Below are 19,500 nucleotides of genomic sequence, written 5' to 3'. Positions count from 1 at the left end.
TTACGAAAAAGGCCCGCTTATGCGGGCCTTTTTTATGCCTTACGCTGCGTCTCTCGCCAGATGCGCCAGGCCATGCCCGCCAGCAGAATCACCCCCGCAATCAGCACGCCCCATACCAGAAGCGTGTTCATCCTGCTCTCCCGCTCGGCCGCAGAGGTAGCGGTCAGACGCTCCTGGCCGCCTAACGCGACATCATCCAGAATGTCGGCCTGCGGCAGGTTCGCCATGTCATAGGTCTTGCGCAGGTCGGCCGGGATCAGCATGCCGGGCTCCACGCTGGCAGGCTTCGCGGCGCCGTTGCCCCAGGCGAGCACGTACGGCGCTTTCCCCTGCGCGTTGAACACCAGGTCATAGCGGTCGCGATGTCCCGTGACGCTCGGCAGGTATTCTGGCAGACGCGCATTCAGCGTCGTGATTTTCACGGCCTGCACCAGGCCCCCGTTAAGCGAAACCGGTGGCGACGTTTTTCCCTCAAGACGGTAAAGGACCTCTTTCTTCAGAGGATGCCATGCGTCTTTTTCCGTACTCCGCCACGCGATCTCCACGGGAAGGACGCCATCGCCATTCAGTGAGATGCTGACAGCCCTCAGCGGCTGCGGGCGCGCCCAGTGCCACTGGGCTTCGCTTGTCGATAGCTGCTCCCCTTCCCCCTCAAGGTCGATAGCTTCCGGGGCTGCCTGCGCTGGTGCGCTGATTGCGTTTACGCCTGTCAAGGTTATCCTCTGGCTCTGCGCATTCAGCACCACCATGAGATAGCGATTCGCATCGGGAGATAAAACCGTATCGGTATCGATCCGATCGAGCTTAAGACGGTCCTGGCCGCTGACGACGTCCAGCAATGGCATATCCTCACGCAGGGTATACCAGCGCTTAAGATCCTCGCTGTAATAGACCGACGCCGTCCCCTGCCACGGCGTCTGCGGAGTATTCCAGAGCAGCTGCAGCTGGGATATGGCGAGCTCCCCCGTCGCATGCTCCGGCAGGGTCAGCAGATAATGTTGCCCGGCTGCGGCGGCTTTTTGCCCCTCCAGCACAATCTCAACGCCGTTTCCGGAACGGAGCAGGATCTTATCGCTGTCACCGGATCCTTGCGAAGCCGCAAGCGGCGAGGCGTCCAGCGGGAAGAGGCGCAGCGGAGTGGATTGCGCTGGCGTCTGCGGACGCGTCGCGCTGACCAGGCTGAAGGGAACCGGCTCGCCCGACTGGTTAAAGACGCGGACATCATGCAGATCCGGCGACGTACTTTGCTCATAGACGGCGAGCGGCAGCAGCACCCGATACCACTGGGAGGGAACAGACGTATCCAGTGAAAGACCAAAGGCATAGTCCCGGGGCGATTCCGTTTGTCCCTCGTCGCAGAACGCCGGGCCGGAAAGCGCCAGCAGCGCGGTACAGGCTACCGCTTTCATCCATTTCATTTTTCATCTCCTGTTTTGGGCGGTAGCGGTGAGAAATACCCCACGATCAGAACCAGAATCGCCACGCCGATAAACGCCACCGCGCGCGACAAACCGCCTCCGCCCGCGCTGTCCACCAGCATCAGTTTAACCATCACCACGCCCAGCAGCGCGGCACCGCAGAGCCACTCCTGCCGGGAAGCCCGACGGGTGGCATGGATCATGACCACCAGCGCGCTCAGCATCCAGAACAGGGCAAAACTGGTCTGGATAAGCCGCGAATCCCACAGCGATGCCATATTCCAGGCCACGTCGCCGTACCAGGCCAGGGCGCGCATCAGCGCGCCGTTCAGCCACCAGAAGCCAAACGCCATCAGCGCAACGGCAGGCCACGGGCGGGCCTGCGAGAGCCACGCCGGGTAGTAGCGATCCCCCGCCCGATAAAAGACGACCAGCCCCAGCAGCGCGAACGCCGCGCCTTCCTCAAGCGGGTTTACCAGCGGCAGCCAGGTCTGACGATAGACCACGCCGTCCTGGAAATTGGTCACCACCAGCAGTACCAGCAGCGCCACGACGGCAGGGATCGGCGCCAGGCAGGCGTAGAGCGCAGGCCACTCCCGGAACGGCCACCCGCGACGCCGTACGGCTGCAGAAAGCGCCATAATCACCCCGCCGCCTGCGGCCATCGCTAATCCGCTGCCCCAGGCCGCCATGCCCCACGGCAACGACCGGGCAAACCAGTAAAGCTCCGCGGCCAGCGCCAGCAAAATCATCCAGAACAGCGACAGATGCAGCCCCATCGCGATGCGCGGCAGGAGTCTTTCACCGTCGCGCCGCAGCAGCATCAGCGCGGCAGGAAGCGCAACGCACCAGGCGAGATTTGACCAGCCGGCGGCAACGATCTGCTGGTGCCAGAGCTGATAACCCACCATCAGCAGCATAACCGGCCACAGCAGCCATTTGCTGGCATCCAGCTCCCGCCACGCCAGGCGAGCAGCCGCCTGCCGCCAGCCCCAGACCGATGCCGCCGTCAGCGCCAGCACGCCCGCCAGAATCGGTAATTCCTTCGTCAGTGCCAGCCGCGATGCACCTAATAGCGCCACGAGCCAGAACAGCAGCCCGCCTGCCAGCAGCGCCCAGCTGACCGGCAGAAAGAGAGTCCGCCACAGCCAGGCCGCAGCCAGCCAGCAAAGACTGAGGATGGTGAAGATCAGCAGCAGGCTCAGGGACGTAACGCCGTTCGTTTGCGCCCACAGCGCGCTGCCGAGCGCCAGCACCAGCAGCGCCGTCCCGCTATAGCTCATGCGACGCTGGTTCTGCTGTACGCCCAGCCAGAGGATACCCAGCCCTTCCAGCGCCCAGGCCATCGCCGTCCAGCGCGCAGACAGCGCCAGCGGAATGGCGAGCGTGGCAAATCCGCCGCCGATTGCCAGCGCCGCCATGACCAGAGGTCGCCCGATAGAGGGATAGCGCCGCAGCGCAAGGAACGCGAGGGTAAGATAAAATGCGCCGTAGCCCAGCGCGCTCAGGGCCGGTCCATATTCCCAGTGCCGGGTCATGCCGTACTGCATCCCGAAACCGATCAGCGGCGGAGCAAACAGCAGCACGCCGTCAATAATTTGCTTCCCTTTCTCCTGCGCCCGCAGCGACAGAACCACGCTCAGGACGCCGAATATCAGCGTATTGGCAATCAGGAACAGCTGGCAGACCCAATAGTCTTCAGGCTGGTAGTCATTCAGCCCCCACAGGCCGCCCACGCCGAACGTAAACAGTAGCCCGAGCAGATTCAGCTCGCGCCAGTGCTGCCAGATGCTGATAGCGAGAATGCCGATGGAAAGCAGGAGATAGAAAGAGAACAGCGCCACAAAGCTGCCGCCCCCGGTAGACAAGAGCAGCGGCGCCAGATACCCACCGAGGCTCGCCAGCATGGCCAGGCTCAGCGCCTTCTGCAGCACCGCCAGCCCGACGCTCGCCGCGCAAATCACCACCAGAAGCGCAAAGGCCAGCGTCATCGGCAGCATTTGCCAGAGCCGAAAGGCACCAAACACCGTCAGGTAGAGCACGCCGGTCGCCCCGCCCTGGAGGATCAGCGCATAGACACGCTGCTTATGCCGCAGCCGCCACCCGACCACCAGCAGGACGATGGCAAACAGCGCCGTTGCCACGAGGCGCAGCTCAAGCGGGAACAGGGAATGTTCCACGGTATAGCGCAGCAGGAATGAAAGACCGAGGAAGAGCAGCAGGATCCCAAGCTTCGCCAGCGGGTTACCCTGCATAAACCAGCGCACCAGCGACGTCAGTATACCGCCAAAGGCAGAAGGCTGTTTTGCCGCAGGCGTCGGGGCCGGAGCGGGTTCTGCCACGGCAGCGGGAGTATCGGAACGCCAGGGGTCGACAGGCGCGGGAGCATCTTCAACCACCGGCGCGGTCACGACCGCCGGAGCGGCAGACTGCACCGGCTCTGGCGCTATCTCATTCGCGCCGCGCTGCTCAAGCGCCTCAATGCGCTGGCGTAGCCGGGCGATCTCCTGTCGAGCCGCCGTACTTCGGTTAAAGCCGATAACCGCAAGCACGGGTGCCACCACCAGCGCAAAAACCAGGAACAAACAGCCAAGGATGTAAAGCTCGTCCATGTTTCCACCTTCACCGTAAACGATCCGTTAAGATTGACACAAATAGTTGCATTTGCGCCATCTTAAAAGGTGGAAACATTAGCAGGTCTTAGCTGCCGAACCAGATCGTCGCGGATACCGCAGGCAGCGCCAGCACGCCGTCCTGTATCGTTGCCTTGCCCTCTTTATTCTTCCACGCCGCCACCTTCAGCAGCGGTGAATCATCCAGCACCACTTCGCAGGCTTCGCCCCGGTTAATGGCCACCAGCACGCGCTGCTGATTGTAGACGCGAGCAAACACCACCACGTTATCGTGGGCGTACACCACCTGACAGCCGCCGTAGCGAAGGGCGAGACTCTGCTTACGCAGCTTCGCCAGCCGCTGATACAGGCTGAACAGCACCTTGTCCTGCTTCTCTGGCTCCCACGGGAAGGTTTTCCGGCAGAACGGATCGTTGTTGCCGTCCAGCCCCACTTCGTCTCCATAATAGATGCACGGCACGCCCGGCCAGGTGAAGAGCCAGGTCACCGCCAGCGGCAGACGCGCCACATCCTTGCCGAGCAGGGATTTAAAGCGGGCGGTATCGTGGCTATCGAGCTGGTTGAACATCCGCAGCTGCTGCTGATGAGACAGACCGGCGCGATAGTTCTCCATCCACGCCATGCAGGTTTCAGCGTCGATATGATTCGGATCGTAGGAGATGTCGGTGTTAGCGAGGAATCCCCACAGCGGGAAGGTAAAGCCGCGATAGTTCATCGCCGCATCTTCCGCATCGTTCTGCAGCCACTGGCGCGCGTCGCCAAAGTGCTCGCCAAAGACGAACGCCTCTGGCTGGGCCGCTTTTGCCGAGCGCGTAATCCCGGCGACGTGCTGAAGGTTATTCCGCGCCCCGCCCGCTTCGCCGAGCATATGCACTACGTCCAGACGCCAGCCGTCCATATTCCACGGCGCCTTCAGCCAGTGACGGACGATGCTGTCTTCACCGCCGTAGATTTCATTCACGAGCGTTGGCGACTGGAAATCCAGCTTCGGCAGGCTGGCGTAACCCAGCCAGTCCAGCGCGCGGCCCTCCTCGTTAAAGCTGTACCAGTCGCGCTGCGGCGACTCCGGGTTATGACATGCCCCGCCCATCGACTGGTTATGACGGTCAAACCAGGCGTGCGAATCTCCGCTGTGGTTGAACACGCCGTCCAGAATCAGGCGCATGCCTTCGTTTTGGGTGTTCTTACGCAGGCGCAGCAGCGCCTCGTCACCGCCAAACTGGGCGTCAACGTGGCGATAATCTTCGGTATCGTATTTGTGCACGCTCGGGGCTTTAAACACCGGGTTGAGATACAGCGCCGTCACGCCGAGCTTTTTCAGGTACGGCAGCTTTTCGCTGATGCCGTCGAGATCGCCGCCGTAAAAAGTGGATCCGCCCGCCTGCGCGGTTAAGGGCTCATCCCACGCTTTCAGGATAATGTCGTGGCCCGCCGCATGGTGGTGATAGATCTTATCCTGGTCGGCAGTGCGTTTTTCGCTGCGCGCAAAACGGTCCGGGAAAATCTGGTAAAACACCTGATCGTTAACCCACTGCGGGCCGTTATCCGGGTAATCGACCGCGAACTGCTCCAGCCGTGCGGGCGGGAAACGGCTAAACCCCTGCGGGGTAAACCACAGCTGGCGGTTATTCCACAGCAGTTTGAAGCTGTAGCGGCGACGCGGCTGCCCGCTGCTCAGGTCGATATTTGCTCGCCACGCCGTTATCCCCGGCAGCGGCTGGCTGCGCAGCCTGTGCATTTTCAACCCGGTCTCTTCGTTATCTATTTCGGCGCGGAGCGTCACGCGTTCAGGCTGATTTTCCCCCGCCAGCCAGAGCGTAATCACAAGGTTGTCTTTGTTTTGCTTAACAAATGGGGCAACCGGAAGGTGCCAGGCGTTTAACATCACGAATCCCCTTTGATGAAATTGACGTCACCTTGCCACAGGGTGGTTAAGGATAGCTCACCATGACGTGATTTATTGGGGGAGGAGGACGGGGGAGGAGGTAATAATGCCCGCACGGACGGCTCCCTCTCCCTTGAGGGAGAGGGCTTGGGTGAGGGGGAAACATGCGGCTATTGGGGTAATTCCGTTCACTTCATGTTCCTTGCTACTCTGTAATGCCATGGCCTGTGAACGTGCCAGGGCGGCTCAGTCGCCACCACCCTGGCGACCCGGGCTCCCGGCGGTAAATCGCCGCTTCGCGGTGCCCTCAGCTTATTCCTTCAGGCTATCGGGTCGGGCATGAGCCTGCACCCATGCATGCCCCGCCCTCTCGGCGCATCCCTGCGCCTCGCCCCGGCCTTACGGAAACGCTTCGGCGATTTACAGCCGGACCAGGGCATCGCTGTAAGCCATTCACTTTCCTGAAACCACATGCATCGCTTCAGGTTAAAAATTGCCTGGCAATCCCCTTCCACGGAACAAGTAATACAAATATTACTGCGCTTCCGCCAGCTGACGGTCGCGGCGGCATTTAAACACCCAGCCCACCAGCAGCAGGACGATCCACGCGCAGCCCACGTACAGGGAAATGCGGGTATCCGGATGGTAGCCAATCAGGGCAATGATAAACACCAGGAAGATCAGCCCGACCACGGTCGTCGCAACGCCGCCCGGTACTTTGAACTTCAGCGCTTTCGCCTCATCCGGCGACAGACGACGACGGAATGCGATCTGCGACAGCAGGATCATAATCCACACCCACACCGTCGCGAAGGTCGCCAGCGATGCGATCACCAGGAAGACGTTCTCCGGCATGATGTAGTTCAGGTAAACCGAGAACAGCAGCGCCACGGTCATCACCACGACGGTCACCCACGGCGTGCCGCGGCGTGAGGTTTTGGCGAACACCTTCGGCGCACTGCCCTGCTCCGCCATGCCGTGCAGCATACGGCCCACGCCAAAGACGTCACTGTTAATCGCGGAGAGCGACGCGGTGAGCACCACAAAGTTCAGAATGCTGGCCGCAAAGGCAATCCCCATATGCTGGAAGGTCAGAACAAACGGGCTACCGTTGGTGCCTACCTGATTCCACGGGTAGATGGACATAATCACGAACAGCGTACCCACGTAGAACACCAGAATACGCATCGGCACCGAGTTGATGGCGCGCGGAATGGACTTCTCCGGATCTTTCGCTTCCCCGGCGCTAATACCGATAATCTCGATACCGCCGTAGGCAAACATCACCATCTGCAGCGACATCACCATGCCGAGCCAGCCGTTGCTGAAGAAGCCCCCGTTGCTCCAGAGGTTATGGATGCCGGTCGGCTGCCCGCCGTTGCCGATTCCCCAGATGATGATGCCGAAACCGGCCACGATCATGATGATAATGGTGGCGACCTTGAAGAAGGAGAACCAGAACTCCAGCTCGCCGAACACCTTCACGCTCATCAGATTAACGGCGCAAATGATCAGCACCACGCTCAGCACCCAAATCCAGTGCGGCACCGCCGGGAACCAGACGCCCATATAGATGCCAAACGCCGTCACGTCGGCAATTGCCACAATCAGGATTTCAAAACAGTAGGTCCAGCCGGTGATAAACCCGGCCAGCGGGCCGAGGTTTTCCTGCGCGTAGCGGGAGAAGGAGCTGGCGGACGGGTTGTGAACCGACATTTCGCCGAGGGCGCGCATGATGATATACGCCGCCACGCCGCCGATAATGTACGCCAGCAGAACGCTGGGACCGGCCATTTTGATGGCATCTGCCGAGCCATAAAAAAGACCGGTGCCGATAGCAGAGCCCAGCGCCATAAAGCGGATGTGGCGCGTGCTCAATCCACGTTTAAGTTTGTTAGTGCTTTCCATTTAAATCTTGCCATTCAACACGAAAAAAACAAAAAACCACGGGGCCTTAAGCCCCGTGGTTAAACAATTTGTTGCCGTTGATTAATGAGCGTTCGATGCGACCTGACGCCCTGCAGCACGGTCCCAGATAATCGCCAGAACCAGTGCAACAACGGTAGGCATCAGCCAGGCCAGCCCCTGCTCGGACAGCGGCAGACGCTGTGTCCATGCCGGCAGTATGTGCGCGAAAGCTGATGCTTTAATCCCGTCAAGGATACCAAAAATCAGGCTGATAAACATGGCTGGCGCAATAATTCGTGAAGAGTTGTTCCACCACGGGCGAGTAAAGCTCAGCACGACCAGCACGATACACGGCGGATAAATCGCCGTCAGCACCGGAATCGAGACCTGAATCAGGTGGCTCAGACCGAGGTTGGACACCGCCATAGAGAAGATGCCGAGGATAAACACCAGGGTGCGGTAAGAGAGCGGCAGATACTGTGCAAAGAACTCTGCGCAGGCGCAGGTCAGGCCAACCGCCGTCACCAGACACGCCAGGAAAATCAGCGCTGCCAGCAGCATACTGCCCGCACCGCCAAAGGTGTGCTGAACGTAGGCGTGCAGGATAGCCGCACCGTTGGCGTTCTGCTCAACCAGCATGGCGCTGTCGGAGCCCAGACGGAACAGCGCCAGATAGAGCAGCGTCAGCCCCACGCCGGCCATCAGGCCAGCCCAGATGGTATAGCGGGTCAGCAGACGCGCTTCGGTCACACCGCGGGAACGCGCGGCGTTAACAATAACGATACCAAACACCATGGCGCCCAGCGTATCCATCGTCAGGTAGCCGTTCACAAAGCCGTTAGAGAACGCGGCGTTTTTATAGGCGTCCATCGCGTCGCTAATCGGGCCCGCTGGCCAGACGATGGCCGCTACCGCCAGAACAATCAGCGCCACAATTTTCAGCGGAGCCAGGAAGTTACCCACGGTATCCAGCAGTTTTCCCGGATAGAGGGAAACCAGAATCACGATCGCGAAGTAGATCAGGCTGTAGATAAACAGCGGCATCGCGCCGTCACCGGTCAGGGGAGCAATACCCACTTCGAAGGAAACGGTTGCCGTACGCGGGGTCGCAAACAGCGGGCCAACGGCGAGATAGCAGACGGTTGCCAGCAGAACGCCCGCCACTTTGCCAATCGGGGTGCTGAGGCTATCCACACCGCCGCCGACTTTCGCCAGCGCAACGACGGTCAGAACCGGCAGACCCACGGCAGTAATCAGGAAACCAAACGCGGCGGTCCAGACGTGTTCACCCGCCTGTAAGCCAACCATTGGAGGGAAAATGATGTTGCCTGCGCCAACGAACAGCGCAAATGTCATAAAGCCCAGCGCGATGATGTCACGCGATTTTAAGTGATGGGTCATAAAACCTTACTGCCTGTGGATGTGGTGTTGAAAACATTGAGATTTTCGATATCCCTGACGGGACGATACAGCCGAAAATTTGCTCAATTTCAGCGGGAAATGCTCCCGTCCTGGCGTGGAGAAGAATAGTTTTTCGATTTACCACGCAAATACAGTCGGTCTGACAGTATCTGGGGCGCAATTTAAACGCTTATAACGTTTAAAGGCAAGGCGGGATCGTAAAACCAGAACAATATGCCAGCATGGAAATACACCTCAGAATAATACGCTATTTATAAGAAAAACCCATGGCTAATCATGCGAACAAAAAACAGTCAGCCGTATAAAATTCATCCGCGTTTCGCTTGACTGCAAAGCAAACGGGCCAGCAGACGCTGACCCGTGGAAAGGTAAAATGACACGCCTGCCGTCAGGCGATCTTTTTGGCAATTAATCGTTCCGGAATAACGAAACTGAAGCGGGTTCCTTTACCCAGCGTACTCTGAATATCGAGACGGCTTTCATGGTGATTCACCGCGTGTTTCACAATTGCCAGCCCCAGACCGCTTCCGCCAGTCTGCCGGGATCGCGCTTTATCCACACGGTAAAAGCGCTCGGTCAGGCGCGGAATATGCTCAGGCGCAATTCCCGGCCCGTTGTCTTCCACGCTAAACTCAGCCCCCGTTGGGGCATGATGCCAGCGCACCACGATATTCGTCCCCTCCGGCGTATGATTTACCGCGTTATACACAAGGTTGGAAATGGCGCTCCGCAGTTCATCTTCGCTGCCCAGCACCTTCAGCGTATTGTCGACCTCAAAGGTCAGGTGATGCTTTTTATGGCTTAACGTCTGCGCTTCACGCTCAACGACCCGCAGCATCATCGGCACATCAATGGTGTCATTTAGCGCGAGCGACGGCGCCGCTTCAATCTTCGAGAGCGTCAGCAGCTGCTTCACCAGCCCTTCCATCCGGTGCGTTTGCTCGCGCATGGTGTGCAGCGCTTTTTCACGCGGCGCGCCTTCAAGCGTTTGCTCCTGCATCATCTCCAGGTAGCCCTGAAGCACGGTCAGCGGGGTACGCAGTTCGTGACTGACGTTGGCGAAGAAGTTGCGACGCGCCCCTTCCAGCTGGTGCATCTGGGTGACATCGCGCGCCACCATCAGCCACTGCTTATCGCTGTAGGGCATCACGCGGATTTCCAGATGGCGACCATTATTGAGCTTCAGATTGTGCGGGCGGGTAAAATCACGCTTTTTCAGATACAGCGTGAACTCGGGATAACGCAGAAGGTTGAGGATATTCTGGCCATTGTCGTCGGGCCAGCGCAGGCCCAGCAGCTGTTGCGCAAGGCCGTTACACCAGAAGATTGTCCCTTCTTCGGTCGTCAGAATAACGGCATCCGGCAGCGACTCTGCACCGCTGCGAAAACGCTTAATCAGGCTTCCCAGCTCGCGGCGACGCTTTTTATTACGCATCTGCATCTGATGCAGACCGTACAGCAGCGGCTCCCAGCTGCCGCTTCCCGGCGGCGGCGTCATGCTTCGATCAACCCACAGCCACCAGGAGAGGCGCAGCAGGTTCCAGAAATGCCAGATCAGCAGCCCGGTGACCGACGCCAGCAGAAACCACGGCAGGTGTCCAAGAAAGGCCCCCAGAAGGAAGGCCGGAATACAGCATAAGATCAGTTCAAAGACGAGCCTTTTCCATGACAGACGTTCCAGCACGCGTCACACTCCTGTCATTGTTCAGAAACGGGTAGAAAAACGATAACCCGTGCCGCGGACCGTCTGCACCATGCGATCGTGGCCGCTCAGTTCCAGTGCTTTTCGCAGGCGGCGAATATGTACGTCAACCGTCCGGTCTTCGACATACACGTTAGTTCCCCAGACGTTATTCAGCAACTGCTCGCGGCTGTAAACGCGTTCCGGGTGGGTCATAAAGAAGTGCAGGAGTTTAAATTCGGTAGGCCCCATGTCGAGGGGATTTTCACCGGTCATTACGCGGTGTGAGGTGGGATCAAGGCTCAGCCCCTGCATTTCGATCACCTCTTCCACCGCCATCGGCGAAATACGGCGCATCACGGCTTTAATGCGGGCAACCAGCTCTTTTGGGGAGAACGGTTTTGTAATGTAATCGTCCGCGCCGGTCTCCAGACCGCGCACGCGATCCTCTTCTTCTCCGCGCGCCGTGAGCATCACAACCGGGATGTCGCGGGTCAGCGCTTCACGCTTCAGGTGTTTGATAAACTGCAGTCCGGAGCCGCCGGGCAACATCCAGTCCAGCAGAATCAGATCGGGCCAGGGTTCATTCAGCTGGTTCACTGCGCTGTCATAATCTTCCGCTTCAACCGGCTGGAAGCCGTTTTGCTCGAGCACGAAGCACACCATTTCACGAATTGGAGCTTCATCTTCTACGACCAGAATACGTCTCGCCATACTTTGCCCTGTCTTATCTTATTTAAGTTACAAGTTTGTAATTCGGCGCCATTATGCGTCAGATTTATGACAGATTTATGAAAAACAGTACCACGATAAGGGGCAAACCGTTGTTTTATTACAGCGGTTATTTTCCCGTCTCTGAACGTTTATAATCCTGCTTTCTCTTTTTTGCCACGGATCAGCTATGCGCATACTTCACACCTCGGACTGGCATCTGGGTCAAAATTTTTACAGCAAAAGCCGTGCGGCTGAACATGAAGCCTTCCTGAACTGGCTGCTGGAAACGGCCCGGACACACGAGGTGGACGCGATTATTGTGGCGGGTGACATCTTTGATACCGGCTCACCCCCCAGTTATGCGCGTGAACTGTACAACCGCTTCGTGGTGAATTTGCAGCAAACCGGCTGTCATCTGGTGATTGTCGCCGGCAACCATGATTCCGTCGCGACGCTCAATGAATCCCGCGACATCCTGGCATTTCTCAATACCACCGTCGTCGCCAGCGCCGGGCACGCCCCGCAGATCCTGAAAAAACGCGACGGCACTCCGGGGGCGGTGCTGTGCCCTATTCCCTTTTTACGTCCGCGCGACATCGTGCAAAGCCAGGCGGGGCTGTCGGGTGCGGAAAAGCAGCAGCATCTATTACAGGCCATAACCGACTATTATTACCAGCAGCACGCCGATGCCTGCGCCCTGCGCGGCGACCAGCCGATTCCGGTGATTGCGACCGGGCATCTCACCACCGTCGGGGCCAGTAAAAGTGACGCGGTACGTGACATCTATATCGGCACGCTGGATGCCTTTCCGGCGCAGAACTTCCCTCCAGCCGACTACATTGCGCTCGGGCACATACACCGGGCTCAGATCGTCGGCGGCAGCGAGCACATCCGCTACTGCGGCTCGCCAATTTCGCTCAGCTTTGACGAAACGGGAAAGGCCAAATCCGTCCATCTGGTGAGCTTCTCCGAAGGAAAACTTCACGCCGTCGAGACGCTGGAGGTGCCCGTCACCCAGCCGCTGTCGGTGCTGAAGGGCGATCTTGACGCCATTACCGCCCAGCTTGAGCAGTGGCGCGGAACAGCGCTTAACCCGCCCGTCTGGCTGGATATCGAAATCACCACCGACGACTACCTGCACGATATGCAGCGAAAAATTCAGGCGCTGACGGAAGATTTACCCGTCGAAGTCTTACTGGTACGCCGCAGCCGCGAGCAGCGCGAGAAAATTCTGTTAAGCGCTCAACGCGAAACGCTCAGTGAACTGCGGGTTGAAGAGGTGTTTGAACGCAGGCTCTCGCAGGAGGAAATTGACGACGCGAAGCGCGCAAGACTCAGCGAACTGTTCAGCCATACCCTGCATGCGCTCAATGATGAGGAAGAAAACGCATGAAAATTTTGAGCCTGCGTCTGAAAAATCTCAACTCCCTCAAGGGCGAGTGGAAAATTGACTTTACTACGGAGCCGTTTGCCAGCAACGGTCTGTTTGCCATCACCGGCGCAACCGGGGCAGGTAAAACCACCCTGCTTGACGCCATCTGTCTGGCGCTTTATCACGAAACGCCACGCCTGCAGAAGGTTTCTCAGGCGCAAAACGACCTGATGACGCGCGACACCGCCGAGTGCCTGGCGGAAGTGGAGTTCGAGGTAAAAGGCACCGCCTATCGCGCATTCTGGAGCCAGAACCGCGCGCGCAACCAGCCGGACGGAAACCTGCAGGCGCCGCGCGTGGAGCTGGCGCGCTGCGAAGATGGCAAAATCCTGGCCGACAAAGTGACGGATAAACTGGAGCAAACCGCCGCGCTCACCGGGCTGGACTATGGCCGCTTCACCCGCTCCATGCTGCTCTCACAGGGGCAGTTTGCCGCCTTCCTTAATGCCAAGCCGAGCGATCGCGCCGAGCTGCTGGAGGAGCTGACCGGCACCGAGATCTATGGCCAGATTTCCGCCATGGTGTTTGAGAAACACAAAGCCGCCCGCAGCGTGCTTGAAAAGTGCGAGGCGCAGGCGGCGGGCGTCGTGCTGTTGAGCGAAGAGCAACAGCAGCAGTTGCAGCAAAGTTTGCAGGCGCTTACTGACGAAGAGAAAACCCTGCTGGTTCAGCAGCAAAGCCAACAGAAAGATTTTCAGTGGCTTACGCGCCATGATGAGCTCGTGCTTGAGCAACAGCGCGTCACCGCGATGCAGCAGCAGGCGCAACAGGCGCTGACGAACGCTGCGCCAGAACTGGCAAAGCTCCAGCTTGCTCTGCCCGCCGCCCAGCTTCGACCGCTTTGGGAGCACCAGCAGGAGCAAACCGCGCGCCTGAGGCAAACCCAGCAGCGAATTATTGAAGTAAATACTCGCTTACAAGCCAAAACCGCACTGCGCGCGCGGATCCGTCATACCGCCCAGCGGAATCATGAGCAGCTTCAGACCGAACTTACGGCGCTGGCGCAGTGGCTGGCGGAGCACGAGCGCTATCGCCTGCTGGGGCAGGAGATTGCCGGCTGGCGCGCCCAGCTCTCGCAGCTTAACCGCGACAAAACGCAGTTAGACTCGCTTGCTGCGCGGATGAGCGAATTACGCAACAGGCTGGCTGCGATGCCGGAAAATGCGCTGACGCTGACGGCGGATGAGGTCAGCGCGGCCATGGAGCAGCAGTCCCGGTCACGCACGCTGCGTCAGCGGCTGACGTCGCTGCATGCCCGCTATCAGCCGCTGCAAAAGCGCCTGCGCCAGAGCGGTGAAAGCGTGCTGAAGGCCCAGGCCGAACAAAACAAACTCAATGAAACGCTGACGCTGCGCCGCCAGCAGTACAAAGAGAAACACCAGCACTATCTGGACCTTAAAGCCCTGTGCGAACGTGAAGCGACGATTAAAGATCTGGAAAGCTATCGTTCCCGGCTTGAGGCAGGCAAACCCTGTCCGCTGTGCGGTTCCAGCGAGCACCCCGCCGTTGCGCAATACCAGTCTCTTGAGCTGACGGATAACCAGCGCCGCCGTGATGACCTGGAAAAAGAGGTCGCCGCGCTTAAAGAGGAAGGGCTGCTGGTGCTGGGGCAGGTAAATGCCCTGACGCAGCAGATCCAGCGCGAGACAGACGAAGCGCAGATGCTCTCTCAGGAAGAGCAAGCACTCACTAAAGAGTGGATGGAAGCCTGCACTTCCCTGAACATCGCGTTGAATATTCAGGAAGATATCTCGCCATGGATGAACGAGCAGGAACAGTACGAGCGCCAGCTCTATCAGCTCAGCCAGCGTCTGACCCTGCAAAACCAGTTAAACGAGCAGGAAGTGCAGGAGCGACAGCATCAGCAGCAGCTGACGGCCGCACTCCAGGCGCTGGAAAACACCCTGCTTTCGCTATCGCTTAACGTACCTGAAGACGGGAATGAAGCCGCCTGGCTGCACGCCCGCGAAGCGGAATTCGCGCAGTGGCAGGAGAAACAAACGCAGCACGGCGCGCTTCTGGAACGCATAAACGTGCTGAAGCCGCTGCTCGACACGCTTCCGGAAACGAACGGCGAAGAAGCCGAACCGGCCATTCCGGACGGCTGGCGCGACGTGCATGACGAATGCGTGTCGCTACAAAGCCAGCTCACCGCACAGCAGCAGCAGGAAAAGCTGGAGCAAGAGCGCCTGCTTCAGTCGCAGGCACAGTTCACCGCGGCGCTCTCAGCGAGCTGCTTTGCCGATCGGGACGCGTTCCTTGCCGCCCTGCTGGATGACGACGCTATTCGTCGCCTCGAACAGCTGAAGCAGTCGCTGGAAAGCCAGATACAGCAGGCCGCGGCCCTTTCCGGCCAGGCTAACCAGCAGCTGCATTCTCATCTGGCGCTGCGGCCGGAAGGGCTCAACGCCGATGCCCCCACGCTGCAAACCCAGCTGCTGCAGCTGGCGCAACGGCTTCGCGAGAACACGACGCATCAGGGCGAGATTCGCCAGCAGCTTAAGCAGGACAGCGATAACCGTCAGCACCAGCTGGCGTTGATGCAGCAAATTGAAGAGGCCGCGCGCGAGGCGGACGACTGGGGTTATCTGAACGCGCTGATCGGCTCCAGCACCGGCGACAAGTTCCGTAAATTCGCACAGGGGCTGACGCTGGATAATCTCGTCTGGCTTGCTAACCAGCAGCTTAACCGTCTGCACGGGCGTTATCTGCTGCAGCGCAAGGCCAGCGACGCGCTGGAGCTGGAAGTGGTCGATACCTGGCAGGCGGATGCGGTTCGCGATACCCGCACGCTCTCCGGCGGTGAGAGCTTCCTGGTCAGCCTGGCGCTGGCGCTGGCCCTTTCCGATCTGGTGAGTCATAAAACGCGGATCGATTCCCTTTTCCTGGATGAAGGGTTCGGCACGCTCGACAGTGAAACGCTCGATACCGCGCTGGATGCGCTCGACGCGCTGAACGCCACCGGGAAAACCATCGGCGTGATCAGCCACGTTGAGGCGATGAAAGAGCGCATTCCGGTGCAGATCAAGGTGAAGAAGATCAACGGGCTGGGGTACAGCAGGCTGGATAAGGTGTTTGCGGTGGAATAAATGGGGATCGGTGCGGTCTGGTGCCCTCACCCTGGCCCTCTCCCACGGGGAGAGGGTACAAACATCAAAAACAGCAACTTTCGTTGCTGTTTTGCTTTTACCTTGCCTCACCCTGGCCCTCTCCCACAGGGAGAGGGAATAAACATTATTTGCTTTTATTCCGGCCACAGCCACGCCGCGCCGCGCACGCCGCTGGAGTCACCGTGGACAGCTTTGCGGATCGGGGTTTCACACTCGCCGCCGAAGACCCACTGTTTGACAAGGTTCGGAACCGTGGCGTACAGCCGGTCAACGTTGCTCATGCCGCCGCCGAGCACAATCACGTCCGGATCGAGAATATTCACCACGTGCGCCAGGGATTTCGCCAGCCGCATTTCGTAGCGGCTAAGGGCCAGCTCGGCGACCGGATCCTGTTCTTCGACCAGACGCATGATTTCGTTGCCCTTTAACGGCTGGCCGCTTAAGCGGTGGTAATCGGTCGCAAAACCGGTGCCGGAGATAAACGTCTCAATACAGCCCTGCTTTCCGCAGTAGCACGGCACTTCAGCGCGATATTTAAGCTCGTCTTCATCCATCCACGGCAGCGGGTTGTGTCCCCACTCGCCTGCCGTGCCGTTGCCGCCGATATGGGCACGCCCGCCGAACGCCACGCCCGCTCCGCAGCCGGTACCAACGATCACTGCAAACACGGTCTGGGCACCGGCCGCCGCGCCGTCGATGGCCTCAGAGACCGCCAGGCAGTTGGCGTCGTTGGCCAGACGCACTTCCCGGTTCAGACGTTGGCTCAAATCTTTGTCAAACGGCTGACCGTTGAGCCAGGTGGAGTTGGCATTTTTAACCACCCCGGTATACGGCGAGATCGACCCCGGGATCCCCATCCCGACGCTGCCGGTTTGCCCTGTCGCCTGCTCTGCCATCTCAACCAGGCTGGCAATCGTCTCGATAGTCTGGTGATAATCATCGCGCGGTGTCGGCAAACGGTGGCGGAACAGCTGCTCCCCCTGTTCGCTCAGCGCGATGACTTCTGTTTTGGTGCCGCCCAAATCGATCCCAATACGCACAAGACTCTCCTCATTATTTTGATTATCAACAGAGTAGAAGCACGCTTCCCGATTAGCAATGCAAGCGATGCGACAATTCGTTATCATGCCCGCTGATTTAACGACAAGGCCGTGGAAATTATCATGCTGTGGTTCAAAAATTTGATGGTTTACCGTCTCAGCCGCGACGTTTCGCTGCGTGCAGAAGAGATGGAAAAACAGTTAGCCGCTTATACCTTTTCCCCTTGCGGTAGCCAGGATATGGCGAAAACCGGCTGGGTTCCGCCAATGGGTTCACAAAGCGATGCACTGACCCACGCCAGCAGCACGGGTCAAATCATCGTCTGCGCCCGTAAAGAAGAGAAAATCCTGCCGACGCCGGTGGTTAAGCAGGCGCTCGAAGCGAAAATTTTCAAGCTGGAAGCCGAACAGGGCCGCAAGCTGAAAAAGACGGAAAAAGATTCGCTGAAAGACGAAGTGCTGCACTCCCTGCTGCCGCGCGCCTTCAGCCGCTTCAGCCAGACCATGATGTGGATCGACACCGTCAACGGGCTGATCATGGTGGACTGCGCCAGCGCCAAGAAAGCAGAAGATACGCTGGCCCTGCTGCGTAAAAGCATCGGATCTTTACCGGTCGTTCCGCTGGCGCTGGAAACGCCGATCGAGCTTACGCTGACCGAATGGGTACGCAGCGGCGCTGCGGCTCAGGGTTTCCAGATCCTTGATGAAGCCGAGTTGAAAGCCCTGCTGGAAGATGGCGGCGTGATCCGCGCGAAGAAGCAGGATCTGGTGAGCGACGAGATCGCTGTACACATCGAAGCGGGTAAAGTGGTCACTAAACTGGCGCTCGACTGGCAGCAGCGCATCCAGTTCGTGATGTGCGACGACGGCTCCGTGAAGCGTCTTAAGTTCTGCGACGAGCTGCGCGATCAGAACGAAGATATCGACAGGGAAGATTACGCCCAGCGCTTTGACGCGGACTTTATCCTGATGACCGGCGAGCTGGCCGCGTTGATTCAGAATCTGGTGGAAGGTCTCGGCGGCGAAGCGCAGAGATAACAGGCAAAACGCAGGCCGGGTAAGCGTTAGCGCCACCCGGCTTATTTTTTATTTCAGGTAGCGGCACAGATAAGAGGTAGGTTCAGCGACCTGCAAATGAAACTCGCTGTGGCCAGGGACGTTGAAAACTTGCCCGGCAGCGTAAACTTTCCATTCCGTTTCACCCGGCAGTAAGACGTTCAGCGCCCCGCTGACGACCGTCATTTCTTCAGCTTCCGCCGTGCCAAAGGTGTATTCCCCTTCCGCCATAACGCCGACACTGGCGCGGCCAGTGCTGCTGCTGGTAAAACCAATGGATTTCACTTTACCGGAAAAGTATTCGTTACTTTGAAGCATGAACTGGCCCTTATATTTTTAGATAAAAATTCACTATAGGGGCCACGCTCATCACCTGTCACGCAAAATCATTACATAAGGAGTTCCGAGGCCAGGCGAGCCATCAGAACGTTGGATAACAGCACGGGAACATCCAGCGCTTTTTGCAGCAGATCACGATGATGCTGATGGAAACCGAGGCAGTCCAGGATCAAGACATCTGCCCCTCTCTCAAGCAGTTCCTTCCCGGCAGCAATGAGCCTGGACTCACTGTCCCAGAACGGATTTGCCAGCGCATACAAGGGCACTTTTTCCAGCACGTGCCACTTTGCCTCCTGGTTATCCATGAGCTCCTCAATAGGCACAATCACCCCCACCTGATGACCATCCACGATGGAGGCCACCAGCGGTGGAATGATCCGCATCGGCTCCAGCAAAATCGCATTACGCGCCGTGAGGCCCTTAATGGGCGCGGTACTCATCAGCAAAATAACGTCATAACCTTGATTATCGAGCACTTCTATTACGCCCTGCAGCGCGCGCTCAATTTTCTGGCGTGAAACATGCGCCAGTTTACCGTCGCTTAATAACGTTGCCAGGGGATCCTCCCCCGCCTCGACAGCGTAGTCTTCCATGACCTCTTCCCGACTCATCTTCCCCAGCAGGCTAAGATGCGTTATCTGTTGTTCAGATACATGCTCGGTTAAGAGCGGTAACACTTCGCTTACAGGGACCACACCAATGGTGAGGATCGCCAACGTTGCCTTCATCTTGATCGCCTTCCATTACTTCAACATCGTGCACACAGGTACAGGCTCACTACGCTGCACAGTTCATTTTTTCAACAAAACAGCACCAAGCGTAGCAGGTGATCCCGACATCGAAATGTAAAGATCGCCTGCCG

The 19,500-nt window shown here is 58.6% G+C and carries 13 protein-coding genes; 3 read left to right on the top strand and 10 right to left on the bottom strand.

Annotated elements, in window-relative coordinates; all coding sequences use genetic code 11:
* Positions 1-32: 32 nt before the first annotated feature.
* From WM95_RS05340 to phoB, 7 genes are all read right to left on the bottom strand, one after another.
* Complete coding sequence (locus tag WM95_RS05340; protein WP_063408748.1) at positions 33-1,418, bottom strand: DUF3999 domain-containing protein; 1,386 nt, start codon at positions 1,416-1,418, stop codon at positions 33-35.
* The gene (locus WM95_RS05335; RefSeq protein ID WP_063408749.1) at positions 1,415-4,030 is read right to left on the bottom strand and encodes a DUF2339 domain-containing protein; all 2,616 of its coding nucleotides are present in this window, start codon (positions 4,028-4,030) and stop codon (positions 1,415-1,417) included. The genes WM95_RS05340 and WM95_RS05335 overlap by 4 nt, the downstream gene beginning before the upstream one ends.
* 88 nt (positions 4,031-4,118) lie before the next feature.
* Positions 4,119-5,936 carry a maltodextrin glucosidase gene (gene malZ / locus WM95_RS05330; protein ID WP_059446578.1) on the bottom strand — a complete coding sequence of 606 codons (1,818 nt, stop codon included), beginning with the start codon at positions 5,934-5,936 and terminating at the stop codon, positions 4,119-4,121.
* A 534-nt stretch (positions 5,937-6,470) separates the two neighbouring features.
* Complete coding sequence (gene proY / locus WM95_RS05325) at positions 6,471-7,844, bottom strand: proline-specific permease ProY (protein WP_063408750.1); 1,374 nt, start codon at positions 7,842-7,844, stop codon at positions 6,471-6,473.
* A gap of 81 nt (positions 7,845-7,925) precedes the next feature.
* Positions 7,926-9,245, bottom strand: a complete 1,320-nt coding sequence (gene brnQ / locus WM95_RS05320) for a branched-chain amino acid transporter carrier protein BrnQ (protein ID WP_023310545.1) — start codon at positions 9,243-9,245, stop codon at positions 7,926-7,928.
* A gap of 409 nt (positions 9,246-9,654) precedes the next feature.
* On the bottom strand, positions 9,655-10,950 hold the full coding sequence (gene phoR / locus WM95_RS05315; RefSeq protein WP_058841165.1) for a phosphate regulon sensor histidine kinase PhoR: 1,296 nt from the start codon (positions 10,948-10,950) through the stop codon (positions 9,655-9,657).
* A gap of 21 nt (positions 10,951-10,971) precedes the next feature.
* A complete protein-coding gene (gene phoB / locus WM95_RS05310; RefSeq protein ID WP_008503265.1) occupies positions 10,972-11,661 on the bottom strand; it encodes a phosphate response regulator transcription factor PhoB in 690 nt (229 codons plus the stop codon).
* Between the two features lie 187 nt (positions 11,662-11,848).
* On the opposite strand from phoB, the gene sbcD reads away from it, so the two are divergent.
* Positions 11,849-13,054 (top strand): exonuclease subunit SbcD, encoded by a 1,206-nt coding sequence (gene sbcD / locus WM95_RS05305; protein WP_063408751.1) that lies wholly within the window; start codon positions 11,849-11,851, stop codon positions 13,052-13,054.
* On the top strand, positions 13,051-16,182 hold the full coding sequence (gene sbcC / locus WM95_RS05300; protein ID WP_088544658.1) for an exonuclease subunit SbcC: 3,132 nt from the start codon (positions 13,051-13,053) through the stop codon (positions 16,180-16,182). Before sbcD ends, sbcC begins: the two co-directional genes overlap by 4 nt.
* A 155-nt stretch (positions 16,183-16,337) precedes the next feature.
* On the opposite strand, the gene mak is transcribed toward sbcC, so the two are convergent.
* The gene (gene mak, locus WM95_RS05295; RefSeq protein WP_023310541.1) at positions 16,338-17,243 is read right to left on the bottom strand and encodes a fructokinase; all 906 of its coding nucleotides are present in this window, start codon (positions 17,241-17,243) and stop codon (positions 16,338-16,340) included.
* A 123-nt stretch (positions 17,244-17,366) separates the two neighbouring features.
* Here mak and rdgC point away from each other — a divergent pair, with 123 nt between their 5' ends.
* A complete protein-coding gene (rdgC, locus tag WM95_RS05290) occupies positions 17,367-18,281 on the top strand; it encodes a recombination-associated protein RdgC (RefSeq protein ID WP_023310540.1) in 915 nt (304 codons plus the stop codon).
* Positions 18,282-18,329: 48 nt separating this feature from the next.
* On the opposite strand, the gene ppnP is transcribed toward rdgC, so the two are convergent.
* Entirely contained in the window at positions 18,330-18,617 is a 288-nt protein-coding gene (ppnP, locus tag WM95_RS05285; protein WP_008503270.1) for a pyrimidine/purine nucleoside phosphorylase, read from the bottom strand.
* A gap of 71 nt (positions 18,618-18,688) precedes the next feature.
* A complete protein-coding gene (locus tag WM95_RS05280) occupies positions 18,689-19,366 on the bottom strand; it encodes an AroM family protein (protein ID WP_059446584.1) in 678 nt (225 codons plus the stop codon).
* Between the last annotated feature and the right edge of the window lie 134 nt (positions 19,367-19,500).

The organism is Enterobacter cloacae complex sp. ECNIH7 (assembly GCF_002208095.1).
Taxonomy (GTDB): domain Bacteria; phylum Pseudomonadota; class Gammaproteobacteria; order Enterobacterales; family Enterobacteriaceae; genus Enterobacter; species Enterobacter cloacae_M.
The sequence above is the reverse complement of the archived record's forward strand: the minus strand, read 5'-3'. Positions and strand labels throughout refer to the sequence as shown.